We start from the raw sequence: 12,519 nt of genomic DNA on the forward strand, positions 1-12,519 counted from the left end.
AGACACCCGGACCCATTCGTCGACCGTGGCCAACGATTCGTCGACCATCCCGGCCATGCGCTGGGCAGTCGCCAGACGCGCGAGGACCTCGTTGATCCCCTCATCAAGCGTCACCCGCCTGCCCACCTCAACAGATCTGGTCAGGTAGGAGACCGCGATGTGCAGATCCCCGGAGCGTAGCTGCCACATCCCCAGCCAGCCCAACGCCACAAAAACCATGTAGGGATCTGACTCTTCGGAGATCGCGTACTCGACGCAGGCAGCGATGTGCGCTCCGAATCGTCTACTGCTGCTCGCCGTGAAAGAGTCATCTTGATCTGTGTTCGCGGCGTGCAGGAGCAGCACGAGGCATGCCCGCGCCCACGCGGCCCGGTCCCCGGCAGGCATCGTGTCCTTGATGACTGATTGCACGAGCGGGTGGATGTGCAGCTCATCGCGCTCGCGGACTACCAGGCTGGACTGGTGCAAGGCGGCAACGGCTCGGTCCCGGACCAAGACATCTGTCAGGGAGACGAGTTGGGTTTCCGCCGGCGACGGTTCGCCGTCTTCAGACTGAACAAGAATCTGGCGTTCGAAGACCATCTCGGGCAAGGGTTCCGGGGCAGCACAGGCCATCGCGACCGCGAGCGGGATGACGGCCGGCTCCGATTCGACCGCGATTCTGAAGAGTTCACGGATCGCTGTTGCCGTCGGCGTCGGATGATCGGCCGCCCGGCCCAGGTCCAGCAGCGGCACCTGGGCGGCGGCGACACGCTGGAGATATCCCGAAGCGGAGATGCGCTGGCTGCGGCAGTAGCTGGCCGCTTGCACCAGACCCAGAGGGTGGCCGGCAAATACCTGAGCGACCTCGGCCAGCATGTCCGGGCTCTCGTCGGAGAGCACGGAGTACAGGTAGGCGACGCTGTCCGCTTGATCGAGCGGGTCGACCTGGAGGTGGACGAACGCATCATCGAGGTGAGTCGCGGTGGAAGTGATGACGAAACGCGTCAGTGAGCGCCGCGGAATCAGCCCGTTGGTGGTCGCGGGGTCCGTCACCCCGTCGATGATCAGCAGGAGGTACGGATCCTCCGGCAATGGCGCCTGGGCGGCTGAGGCCGAAGCCCTGTCACCCGTTTCTCGTTCAACAGGGCGAGGAGCGCCGCCGCCAATCTCGTATAGGCCCTGGGCCAACGCTGCCCGGGAGTCGGCGGGCACCACCCAAGCTTCGATTTTCGTGCTGCGTGTCGCGGCGTACTGGCGCACGAGTGCGGACTTGCCGATTCCGGGTATCCCGGACAGCACCACCGGCGCTACCGCCTGGTCGCTGCCCAGGCCGAGGTGGCTGTCCAGCATGCCCATCAGGGTAGTGCGGCCGACGAAGAGCGGATCGACGGCCAGAGTGGCGCGGGGCGCGATGGTGCCGATCTCCTGGACCAGGCGGCGAAGATCGGCGATGGGGATGTAGTGCTCGGCGAGGCTCGGCCCGGTGCGGGCCGCCACATCGCGCATCAAGCCCGTCATCCGATCGACTCGCGCCTTCGGGGAGAGCGGCCGTTGTGTCGATGCCGCGGCGATCCTGGCGGCGATCGCCTGGTACGCGTCTGCCGCCCGCATCGGATCAAGGCCGAGCTCGGTCATCACCGACTGCAAGTCGATGGTCGCAACCGAATCGATTGATGAACGGTCCGGCAGCGGCTGCCGCCGCAAACGAAGGTGATCGAGAAACCGGCCTGCCTCGTCACCATCGATCCCGAGATCACGGGCGAGAATCCCCACGTCCCGGTGATCGGCCTCCGGGTGCGTCGCGTCGATGACAAACGGCTTCGCCGTCTGGCTGAACCCACGGTTCGACTCGAAGACGTACTCGCCTACCTCACCCATCTGCTTCCAGACGGCGTGCAGGTCGCGGAGCACGTTCTCCTTCTTCAGCTCCGCATAGCTCCAGTCGTTTTGACCTGGATCACGATGCTTGACCGAGACCAATTCCCAATGTCCGCCCTTGGTCAACAGAATGTAATCAGTCGACCACTCCAACGCGACGCCGACAACGGGAGACGACTGCAGGAGGTTATGGATGCATCGAAGCGCGACACACGCGTCCTGGAACTCGAAACGGGCGCGGGTCGGCGGAGCCGTGTTGTGCACGTCTCGGTACAGACCGGCTCCTGACGCGGGTATCTCGCTCACCAGGGCATGATAGGTACTCTGGCGAACATCGGATCCGAGTCGCGGACAGAGGTGGACAGGTCGCGTGCCCAAGAGCAGGAAGCGGCCGGCTAAGTGGTCCGAGCCGGAAGTCCATCGGGGGTTGACGAGTGACGGGGCCGGTCAGGGTTTGGGGGTGATGGTGCCGATGTGGATGTCGCAGACGAAGTCGAAGGCTTCTTCGGTGCTGCCGCTGAACCAGACCTGGCTTTCGTAGCTGTTGCTGCTGGCCACGTAGATCGCGGTGCCCCAGCGGTGTGCGGATCCGCCGTAGCGCAGCCGCATCAATGGCATCTGGTCGCCGTCGGTCAGTTCACCGGTGACGTACGCGAACTGGCCGCGGTAACGAACGTCCACCGCGGTCAGCTGCGGCCACTTCAGCTTCGCGTGCTCACGCAGCCGCTGCGCCAGAGAAATCTTTGGTGGACTCGGGAATCGCGGGCATGGATCACATCCTGCCCTGCGGCGTGTCGATATCCGCGGCGGCACATGACACGGCAGCCTCGCCCGAGCCCGACACAAGATCAATCCGTGAAGGCTCGTCCGTGCCTGTGCCCCGCGCACGCCAGATCACGCTGACCCCCACCGACCGGCGAAAGCTCAAAGCCCTGGCCTACTCCCACGCCGCCGCATATCAGCAGGTCATCCGCGCCCGGATCATCCGCGACGCCGCTCACGGCTACTCCAACACCAAGATCGCCGCCCGTCAGCAGGTGCACATCGACACCGTGCGCTACTGGCGCGGACGCTACGCCGACGAAGGCCTGCCCGGCCTGGCCGACCGGCGCCGGACCGGCAGACCACCGCGGTTCACACCCGTGCAAGTCGCCGAGGTCAAAGCGATGGCCTGCCAGCTGCCCGCCGAACTCGCGGTTCCCTTGTCGCGGTGGAGCTGCCCGGACCTGGCGCACGAGGCCATCGCCCGCGGCCTCGTGCCGGCAATCTCCGCGTCCACGATCCGACGGATCCTCGCCGCCGACACCATCAAGCCCTGGCAGCACCAGTCCTGGATCTTCATCCGCGACCCGGACTTCGCCACCAAAGCCAGCCGGGTACTCGACCTCTACGCCCGCACCTACGACGGCGAACCGCTCGGCGTCGACGAATACGTCGTCTCCAGCGACGAGAAAACCAGCATCCAGGCCCGCTGCCGCTGCCACCCCACCCTGGCACCCGGCGTCGCCCGCATGATGCGGGTCAACCACGAATACCAGCGCGGCGGCGCCTTGGCCTACCTGGCCGCCTACGACGTCCACCAGGCCCACGTCTTCTCCCACTGCTCGGCCAAGACCGGGATCATCCCGTTCATGACCCTGGTCGAGAAGGTCATGACCCAAGAACCCTACGCATCGGCCAAGCGGGTGTTCTGGGTCGTCGACAACGGCTCCTCGCACCGCGGCCAAGCCGCGATCGGCCGCCTCACGAAACGGTTCCCGAACGCCGTCATGGTCCACACCCCGACCCACGCCTCCTGGCTGAACCAAGTGGAGATCTTCTTCTCGATCGTCCAACGCAAGGTCGTCACACCCAACGACTTCACCAGCCTTGACCAGGTCGAAGACCGACTCACCGCCTTCGAGCAGCACTACAACGCGACCGCCCGGCCCTTCAGATGGAAGTTCACCCCGGCCGACCTCGAGGACCTCATGGCCCGGATCGAGCGACACGAACAGAAAGAGCAGAACCTCCAACAACCTCCCGGCTGCGACCACCAGCCTGCCGGACTGGCCCACGCCGCATAACCCCCGAAGAACTTACGGAGTGGACCACTAAGCGGCGGCGCCCAGCACCGTCGCCAGGTCGCAGATCCGTCCCGCTGGGCGGTCTTGTCGCCGACGAGGATCCCCAGGCGCCTGACATCAGTACGGCGATTCGGCTGGCCCTGGAGGAAACCGAGGCCGAGGGCCGGCTCCTGCTGACTCGAGATCCAACACTTCGGACCCTTACCCACCGGCCGGTCGACCGTAGTTCTCCTGCCGATCCCAGTGAGTGGTGGCCGGTCGCCCTCGTAGAACTCGTGAACTTTCGAGCACTGGGGATGAACGGAGGCATCTACCTGCTCGCGGAGGAGATTGCCCGCAAGCTCGGACTCGAGTACGGCCAGCCCGGCCGCATCCCGGAAACAGCCGACAGGTGGAGCTTCCGAGACGGCACGCGATACGAATTACTGGATCCCACCGGAACCCTGCTGGCCGGATTCATGCACGCGGCTGACCCGCAATGGCGCGCCGCCGCCCACGCTCGCGGCAAGGTCCTCGTGCTGTACGGCGGCCAGCTCGGAGTTCGGCGACCTCCCGGCGCTACGGAAGTCGGCTATGACGTCCGCGCCCGAGACGCCGAATTGCACACGTCGCTTGCAGCCGGGACGGTGCTAACCGCGTCGATCAACTACATCCACGAGTGATACCGCTCGAAGGCACGCCATGCCCCACCGGATGGCCCTAATGGCACACGTGAGGTGAAGGTCCGCCTACCGCACGGCATCAAGCGCCAAGCTCACCGCGTTTCTCGGTCAGCCCGAGACGAGCTGATGCGGATGCACCGTCCACGAACATAATCTCGAACAACGAGTCCATAGACGATCTTAATCCTCGCCTGAAAGACGTGAGCCGGACTTGTCGTACCCCAGCCCTATGGTGGTCGCAAGACTCCGCGGCGCCCGCCGAGTCCGGTACTTCAGCTCGGTCATGCATGGACGTCAAGCGCGGCACGCAAAGAGGACGACCTGTTGAAGAAAGTCGACAAGAGCGCCCACACGGGTGACGGTGCCATCGCACTGATCCACCAGCGCGTCTATGAGATGGGCTTCGTCTGGCACGAGCGGAAGACCGACGCCGGCATCGACGGCGAGATCGAGCTGCGCAATCCCGTCACCGGCGAGGTCGCCAACCGGACCCTGTTCGTCCAGAGTAAGGGCAAGGGCGAGCGGCGCTTCCCCGGCGAGAACGACGACGGCTTTCACTTCCTGTGCAGTCCCGCCGACGTCACGTACTGGATGAGTGCGCCCGTTCCAGTTCTGCTCGTGTGCTCGCACCCGGAATCCGGGGAAGCCTGGTGGATGCACGTCCAGCAGTGGTTCGCTGACCCCGCGAACCGCGCGTCCGGCCGCATCGAGTTCGACAAGAACACCCAGAAGTTCGATCGCTCGGCAGCTCATCGGCTCCTTGCCCTCGCCGATCCGCACGGCGACGCTCATACCCCGGTCGCCGGGGACCGCCACGAGACGCTCACCAGCAACCTGCTCCCGGTCACCATCCCGACGACCATCTACCACGCCGCCATCAACACCCAGGACCCGCGCGACGTCTTCAGCCGCCAGCGCACCCAACACGCCGACAAGCCTTTCGCGGAGGACTTCATCCTGCGCGCCGGCCGGATCTACACCTGGCGCCCTCCGGAACTGTCCGCTCTCAGCAAACTCATCACCGGACCAGTGGAACAGATGGCAGTCTCGCAGTGGGCCGGATCCGGCGACGAGACGCGGCAGCGCTGGCTGGTGCAACTGCTGAACAACGCGCTGCGCTCCGACGTCACCGCCGACTGCGCCTGGCACGGCGGGCGGAAGATCATCTACTGGCGGGCGACGCCGGACCTCAGCGTCAGGAGCATCCGCAGCGCGAGTGGCCGCCCCCGGCAGGTCTTCACCCCGAAGTACAAGAAAACCGACCCCACCCAGGTCAGCTACTGCCTGCACGCCGCCCTGGAATGGCAGTTCATCGACATCGACAGCGCCTGGTACTGCGCGCTCGTGCCGAGCTACCACTACACCCGCGACGGGTACCGCGACTCGCTCTTCCTGTCGGACTACCTTGCCGGCATCAAGCGCCTCGACCGCAACCCGGCGGTCTACCACCAGACCCGGATGTGGGCGCATTACTTGCACGGCGACGACAACACCCTCGACTTCCGCGACACCATCCTGACCTACGGAACGCTGCAGACCTTCGAGACCGACAAGGGCATCGACGACAAGGCCTGGAAGGTCGATCCGCGGGAGCCGGCCGAGGACACGGAGCCCGCCACTGATTCCCTGGCCGACAGCGACCCGGCAGAGCTTGCCCTGTTCGAGGTGCCCCGATGAAGCTCACCATTCTCGACGAACCCAACCTGGAGTTCAGTGCGGGCGCCCGGCATGTCGACCCGCGCCACGGGATCACCGACTACGGCCCAGCTGACGCCACCAACACCGCGGTACGGACCATCCGAGCCGGCATCGTCGGCACTCCGGCCGCCGTGCAGGGACTGCGCCGCTGGCTCGACAGATGCAGCAGCCCGATCGAGGCCAAGGACAGCCGCCTCGGGCACCTGTTCGTCCCGTTCCCCGGCTTCGAGCCCAGCGCCGGGTTCCGGTCCTCTTTCGACTGGGACTCCCGCCTGGAACGCACGATCCGTGAGCGTGACCTGCGACAGCTTCAAGGGCTCAAGGCCCAGGACGCTGTCACGGCAGCGGTCGAGCTGTACCTCGCCGAACTCGCCATCCTTGATGAAGAGCCCGGCTGCGACGTCGTGCTCATCGCCCGGCCCGATGAACTCGCCGAACGGCCCACCCGGGAGACCGACCCGGACGCGCCGTGGAAGAAGGCGCCGCCGGCCGAACCTGTCGAGGACTTCCGGGCCCTACTCAAAGCCCGCGCCATGCGGTACCGCTTCCCGATCCAGATCATCCGCAGGACCACCTGGGACCCCGGCTTCAAACCGGTCAGCGGCGACAAGCCGCGCGTGCAGGACGAAGCGACCCGGGCATGGAACCTGCACACCGCGCTGTACTACAAGGCCGGCGGCGTGCCGTGGCGGCTTCCCCGCGACGCCAGCGACTTGACCAGCTGCTACGTCGGCATCACCTTCTACCGCAGCGGCGATAGCACCACCTTGGAGACCAGCGTCGCCCAAGTCTTCAACCAGCGCGGCGACGGCGTCATCGTCCGCGGCGCCCCCGCCAAAGTGTCACGCCACGACCGGCAACCCCATCTGAGCCGCGACGACGCCCAGAAACTGCTCACTGACGCGCTCGGCCGCTACCGCAGCGAGCACCGGACGCTGCCCGCCCGCGTCGTGCTCCACAAGTCGTCGTCCTACACCACCGACGAGATCACCGGGTTCCGGGCCGCCGCCGATGCCTGCGGCATCGACATCGTCGAACTGCTCTGGCTCCCTGCCAGCGACCCCGTACGCCTGTACCGTCCCGCCGACCATCCACCGCTACGCGGCACGATGCTGTCCCTCGACAAGTCCCGGCACCTCCTCTACACCCGCGGCAGCGTCCCCTTCTACAGCACCTACCCCGGCATGTACGTCCCCACGCCGCTGCCGTTTCGCCTCGTCGAAGCCGAGTCCAGCCCCGAACATCTCGCGGAGGAACTCCTCGCGCTGACCAAGATGAATTGGAACCAGACCCAGCTCGACGGCAAAACGCCTATCACCCTGCGCACCGCCAACCGCGTCGGCGAAATCCTGCGCCACCTCGAGCCGCACGACCGGCCCCAGAGCCGCTACGCCTTCTACATGTAGCCGAACGACCACGAGCAAAAGAACAAATCCGCGTGACATTTCGCATCGGCAACGGCGCACGCTGGGCGGCAGGCCCCAGTACGCACGGAAAACGTCGTCAGTCCTCAAGACGAGTACCTTCACGAGATGGCTAGGTATGCCTCTGGGAACGGGTTCTGGTCTTCGCCCGAGGCGTGGCCGCACCAGGTTCCGCGGCGCCGACTACGTGCTCGGCGACTCGACCTCGAAGGAGAGCCGGAGCAGAAGGGTCGACGCGGCACAGCAGCGGAGTCGTTGTACCGCCGCCAGGTCGCCGATCAACTTCGCCGCATGAGGCATCGAGCAATGACCGGGTACGTCGCTCTCGACTTGGAGTTCTCCTCCGCGCGGAAAACGCCAGCAGCGATCCACCACATGACGAAGTGGGCTCTCGACGTCCTAGGAGAGACCCAGCGCCAGAGTGATCCGAGACTCCGTCACGACCCCTGTCTCTACCGCGACGATCGGCAGATCAAGCTCCTTCACGTCACCCTCCGCCAACGCTGGCCAGGACCGGACAGTCCGCGCGACGAGTCCGCCGCAGGCCTACGAGTCTTCGCCCAACCGCTACGCGACGCGCTTGAGGATCTCCGGGTAATGAGAGATCTTCGGTCACGCCATGAGGTCGGTGACTTCGTGCTCGACGAGGTTATGGATGAGGACGACTATCCGGAAGTCGACCGGTTTGAGGAGTGGGATACTCACCTTCCTCCGCCAGGTGCGGATTCGGTTCAGAACCGGATCAACGACTTCTTCGCAAGGTGGGGTGCCTTCCGGAACGTGGAGAACGCGCAGAAGTCGGCTTTGATCTCCATGGACCAGCTTGTTGATCTAGCCCTCTCCGTCGGCACACGCAAGATCGCTACGCGGTCATCGACTCAGAGGCCGGCTTCGGCGAACGCTCAGAAACTCGAGGAGGTGAAGGTCCAGCACGCTGCGACTCATTGGGGCAATGTCCTGCGGTCTCCGTTTTCGATCTCCCTGCCGCCACTGCCACAAACGGGCGCCGAGCGGGCGGCATTCAAGTCGCGTGTGGAGGTGTCCCTCACTGAGTACCACCGTAGATGGCTGCGGTGGGAATCCATGCTTGTGCCGCTCAAGGTCACGCTGGTCGTCATCCCGCCGGCGCAGGGCAAGGACCTCGATAATTTGGTTCTCGACGTCCTGCCAGCGGTGCACAAGGCTTTCCGTCCGCACATCGAGCCGTGGCTTTTCGCGCCGATCCCGGCAAACTCAGCGGATCTTGAGGCGGATCGCGCCAGGGCAGTGAAGAGATTGAAGTCACTTAACAGCGAGAGCGTGACCGCATTCCAAGTGATCGAGCTTCGGCGCTCGCCTGGCGATCCGGCTGCCGGGATGCTTCGGCTTGTCCTCGGGTTGGGATACGGGTATGACCACGCCGCGCAAAGCCTCTGGCACCGCACCGACGCCAAACTCTGGGACATCGATCTGACGCCCTGAGTCCGACGGAGCAGATGTCGACGCCAATCCGGCTGGCAATCCGATGTCCCTCTCCCGGGGAATCCTCCGAGGTAGCCGTAGGCATCACGCTCGATACAACGAGCGCGACGGTGGAGGGCAGCCATGGCCAGCACGAACAAGACCTTCAAAAGATGCGGATGCCGCAACCAGCAGGGCAAACGGTTGGAGCAGAACTGTCCGCTGCTGCCCGAGCGCGGTCACGGTTCCTGGTACTTCCAGTGCTCGGCACCGAACCTGTACGGCCGCTCCGAGCGGATCCGACGCGGTGGGTTCGTCTCCCAGGTCGCTGCCCGGGCGGCGAGGGAGGACTGCCTGGCCGACAGCGCCGCCCGGCGCACCGGGGACGGTTGGACCGTCGAGCGGTGGCTACGGCGCTGGCTTGACACCCGCACCCGGATCCGGCCGACGACACGGCTGCATTACACCCGCGACGTTGAACTCGTCCTGATCCCCCGGCTCGGCCACTACCGGCTCTCCGACCTGGACGGGCCGCTGCTGCGGGCCGTGTTCGCCGAAATCGCCCAGACCACCAACAGTAAGGGCAAGCCGCAGTCGCCGTCGGCGCTCAACCATCTGCGTACCACGCTGCGGGCGGCGCTGAACCTGGCTGTCCGAGAGGAGCTGATCGGCAGCAACCCGGCTCGGCACATCGAGATCGTCGGCTACCGGCGCCCGCATGCCCAGGTCTGGACCGAAGGCCGTGTCGAGCACTGGGAACTCACCGGAGAGCATCCGGCGGTCGCGGTATGGACCGCCGCGCAACTCGCCGCGTTCCTGGAGGCCAACGTCGAGGACTCGCTGTTCGCGTTCTGGTGGCTCGCCGCGCTACGCGGCCTCCGGCGTGGTGAGCTCTGCGGCCTGCGGTGGGCGGCCGTCGACCTCGACCGCGGGCTGTTGTTCGTCGAATGCCAGCGCACCACCGCCGGCTACACCGTGGTCGAGGGCGAACCCAAGACCGCCGCCGGGCGTCGGGCCGTGGCTCTGGACAAGCACACCGTCGCGGTCCTGCGGGCGCACCGCAGCCGCCAGCTCGCCCACCGCGACAAACGGCACGGCAACAACCAGATATGCGTCGACTCCGGTTACGTCTTCACTCGCAAGGACGGTGAACCGATCAATCCGAGCTACGCCACTACCCGGTTCCGGATCCTCACCAACCGCGCCGGCCTACCACCGGTCCGGCTCCACGACCTCCGGCACGGCGCCGCCTCCCTCGCCCACGAAGCCGGCGCGGACCTGAAGACCCTTCAGGATCTGCTCGGGCACTCCAGCATCGTGGTCACCGCCGACACCTACACCAGCGTCCTGCCCGACTCCCAGCGCCGCTGCGCCGACGCGACCGCCGCTCTCGTCCTGGCCGCGGCCCGGCACACCCGCAAACGCATCAAGGAAAAGGCCGCGAAGAACCGGCCCACAGGCCGCGTCGAAAAAGAAACACCTTCCGGGCAACGGCCCACTGGCAAAAAGCGAAGCCGCAGGTCACGAAGCAGCCGCAACCCGTTCCGTCACGGAAAGTAACGACACCCATGTGTCACCCACACGCCACCCAACCTCTACAAAGGCCGGACAACGAGAAAGGCCTGAACCGCGTCTCCGCAGTTCAGGCCTCTGTCGATCAAGTGCGCCCGAAGGGACTCGAACCCCTAACCTTCTGATCCGTAGAGCGCCGAGTGCGCGATTCGGCCACTTTATCGATCGAGAGCTGCCGCACGAGCGTGCTGATTCAGTCGCGTCCGTACTGAAACGGTCGCCGACATCCGATCACCCACGGATCACCATCCCCGACGCCGCCGACGCCCACCACCCCGCGTTGGCACCAAAGTCCGTTGCCGACAGCGACCGTGGCAGAAGGCGCCCGCCCGGTGGGACGATGTCCGGTCAGCCAGCAAGTCCATCAGCCCTTCGTAGGGGGTCGGTGGTCTCTACGCGGTCTGGAGAACCGGGTGGACGGTGAAGTGGTGAACACTTCAACGGCGATTGCAGCAAGCCCTGTCGAATCGACGGTGTTGCTGGGCGTGGTCGCCGACCCGGTGCGGTGGCGGCTGCTCACCCACCTGGCTGACGGCCGGACCCGATGCGTCTGTGATCTGCAGCCAGTCGCGGCGGTAGCACCGAACCTGCTGTCCTACCACCTCAAGGTGCTGCGTGAAGCAGGCCTGGTGAGCGCCCGGCGGCGGGGCCGCTGGATCGACTACACCATCGCTGACGATGCGGCCCACCGGCTTGCGGCCGCACTTCCCACCTTCGCTGGGAGGTCACGATGACCACCGGATCGATCCCCGCGCCGACAGTGGGTGGTTGGCGGCGTCCTGTGGCAAAGGGTGCGATGCTGGCGGCCGCGGCCAGCTTGTGGCTGGTCGCCTATCAGCTGAACCGGCCGTGGTGGGACCTGATCGTCTACGACTGGCTGGGGTTGGACGAAGGATCCCGGCTGGGCTCGGGCGTGCACTTCTTCCTCTACGACAGCGTCAAGATCCTGCTGCTGCTCACCGGCATCATCTTCGTGGTCACGATCGCCCGCTCGTACCTGAGCCTGGAACGCACCCGCGCGTTGCTGGGTGGGCGCCGTGAAGGCGTGGCGAACCTCGCCGCCGCCGGGCTGGGTGTCGCCACACCGTTCTGCTCCTGCTCGGCGGTGCCGGCGTTCATCGGCTTCGTCGCCGCCGGTGTTCCCCTCGGCGTCACCCTGTCGTTCCTGATCGCCAGCCCGCTCATCAACGAAGTCGCCGTGGTGCTGCTCTACGGCATGTTCGGCGCCCGCATTGCCGTTCTCTACGTGCTCTCCGGACTGGTCATCGCCACTCTCGCCGGATATGTCCTCGGCCGGGTAAGCCCGGCGCGCTGGGTAGAGGACTTCGTCTACCAGACCACCCTGCGTGGCACGGCCATCCTGCCGGGACAGCGACTGACCCGGTCAGACCGTGTCGTCATGGGCCGTGAGGAAGTAGCCACGATCCTGCGCAAAGTGTGGCCGTATCTGCTCGCCGGGATCGGGCTGGGCGCGGTGATCCACGGCTGGGCCCCGGCGGACTTCTTCACCCGGGTCGCCGGCCCGGACAACCCGTTCGGCCCGCTGGTCGCCGTGGCGATCGGGGTGCCGCTGTACTCCAACGCCGCCGGCATCCTGCCGCTGGTCGAGGTTCTGTACGCCAAAGGCATGGCGATCGGCACCGTCCTGGCGTTCATGATGAGCGTCGTCGCGCTCTCGCTCCCCGAGCTGATCCTGCTGCGCCGCGTCCTCAAACCACCGCTGCTGGCTGCCTTCGTCGGCGCGGTCGCCACCGGCATCGTGGCCACCGGCTACCTGTTCAACGCCATCCTCTGAAA

Annotated in this window: 10 protein-coding genes; 8 read left to right on the forward strand and 2 right to left on the reverse strand. The window is 66.0% G+C overall.

Annotated elements, in window-relative coordinates; genetic code table 11:
* Together Apa02nite_RS48650 and Apa02nite_RS48655 are read right to left on the reverse strand one after the other, a co-directional pair.
* Window positions 1-2,166 (reverse strand): ATP-binding protein (locus tag Apa02nite_RS48650; RefSeq protein WP_203831218.1); only part of this gene is annotated, 2,166 nt, incomplete at its 3' end.
* Between the two features lie 141 nt (window positions 2,167-2,307).
* Entirely contained in the window at window positions 2,308-2,541 is a 234-nt protein-coding gene (locus Apa02nite_RS48655; protein WP_203831219.1) for a hypothetical protein, read from the reverse strand.
* Window positions 2,542-2,627: 86 nt separating this feature from the next.
* On the opposite strand from Apa02nite_RS48655, the gene Apa02nite_RS48660 reads away from it, so the two are divergent.
* The 8 genes from Apa02nite_RS48660 to Apa02nite_RS48695 all read left to right on the forward strand — a co-directional run bounded on the left by Apa02nite_RS48660 (window position 2,628) and on the right by Apa02nite_RS48695 (window position 12,517).
* Window positions 2,628-3,926, forward strand: coding sequence for an IS630 family transposase (locus Apa02nite_RS48660; RefSeq protein WP_203831220.1), 1,299 nt, complete (start codon window positions 2,628-2,630; stop codon window positions 3,924-3,926).
* 296 nt (window positions 3,927-4,222) lie between these two features.
* A complete protein-coding gene (locus tag Apa02nite_RS48665; RefSeq protein ID WP_203831221.1) occupies window positions 4,223-4,588 on the forward strand; it encodes a hypothetical protein in 366 nt (121 codons plus the stop codon).
* Between the two features lie 324 nt (window positions 4,589-4,912).
* Window positions 4,913-6,265: a DUF4365 domain-containing protein gene (locus tag Apa02nite_RS48670; protein WP_203831222.1), complete on the forward strand. Its 1,353-nt coding sequence runs from the start codon at window positions 4,913-4,915 to the stop codon at window positions 6,263-6,265.
* On the forward strand, window positions 6,262-7,692 hold the full coding sequence (locus tag Apa02nite_RS48675; RefSeq protein WP_203831223.1) for an argonaute/piwi family protein: 1,431 nt from the start codon (window positions 6,262-6,264) through the stop codon (window positions 7,690-7,692). The genes Apa02nite_RS48670 and Apa02nite_RS48675 overlap by 4 nt, the downstream gene beginning before the upstream one ends.
* A gap of 324 nt (window positions 7,693-8,016) precedes the next feature.
* Window positions 8,017-9,171 carry a hypothetical protein gene (locus tag Apa02nite_RS48680; protein WP_203831224.1) on the forward strand — a complete coding sequence of 385 codons (1,155 nt, stop codon included), beginning with the start codon at window positions 8,017-8,019 and terminating at the stop codon, window positions 9,169-9,171.
* Window positions 9,172-9,294: 123 nt separating this feature from the next.
* Window positions 9,295-10,710 (forward strand): tyrosine-type recombinase/integrase, encoded by a 1,416-nt coding sequence (locus Apa02nite_RS48685; protein ID WP_203831225.1) that lies wholly within the window; start codon window positions 9,295-9,297, stop codon window positions 10,708-10,710.
* A 425-nt stretch (window positions 10,711-11,135) separates the two neighbouring features.
* On the forward strand, window positions 11,136-11,456 hold the full coding sequence (locus tag Apa02nite_RS48690) for an ArsR/SmtB family transcription factor (protein WP_203831226.1): 321 nt from the start codon (window positions 11,136-11,138) through the stop codon (window positions 11,454-11,456).
* 47 nt (window positions 11,457-11,503) lie between these two features.
* Window positions 11,504-12,517, forward strand: a complete 1,014-nt coding sequence (locus Apa02nite_RS48695; protein ID WP_203831227.1) for a permease — start codon at window positions 11,504-11,506, stop codon at window positions 12,515-12,517.
* Window positions 12,518-12,519 lie beyond the last annotated feature (2 nt).

Source organism: Actinoplanes palleronii (genome assembly GCF_016862315.1).
Lineage (GTDB): Bacteria > Actinomycetota > Actinomycetes > Mycobacteriales > Micromonosporaceae > Actinoplanes > Actinoplanes palleronii.

Bases quoted from the DNA above. Each gene is read 5' to 3' on its own strand.
- Apa02nite_RS48660 (WP_203831220.1), top strand. From the start codon at position 2,628: ATGGATCACATCCTGCCCTGCGGCGTGTCGATATCCGCGGCGGCACAT.
- Apa02nite_RS48665 (WP_203831221.1), top strand. From the start codon at position 4,223: ATGAACGGAGGCATCTACCTGCTCGCGGAGGAGATTGCCCGCAAGCTC.
- Apa02nite_RS48675 (WP_203831223.1), top strand. From the start codon at position 6,262: ATGAAGCTCACCATTCTCGACGAACCCAACCTGGAGTTCAGTGCGGGC.
- Apa02nite_RS48680 (WP_203831224.1), top strand. From the start codon at position 8,017: ATGACCGGGTACGTCGCTCTCGACTTGGAGTTCTCCTCCGCGCGGAAA.
- Apa02nite_RS48685 (WP_203831225.1), top strand. From the start codon at position 9,295: ATGGCCAGCACGAACAAGACCTTCAAAAGATGCGGATGCCGCAACCAG.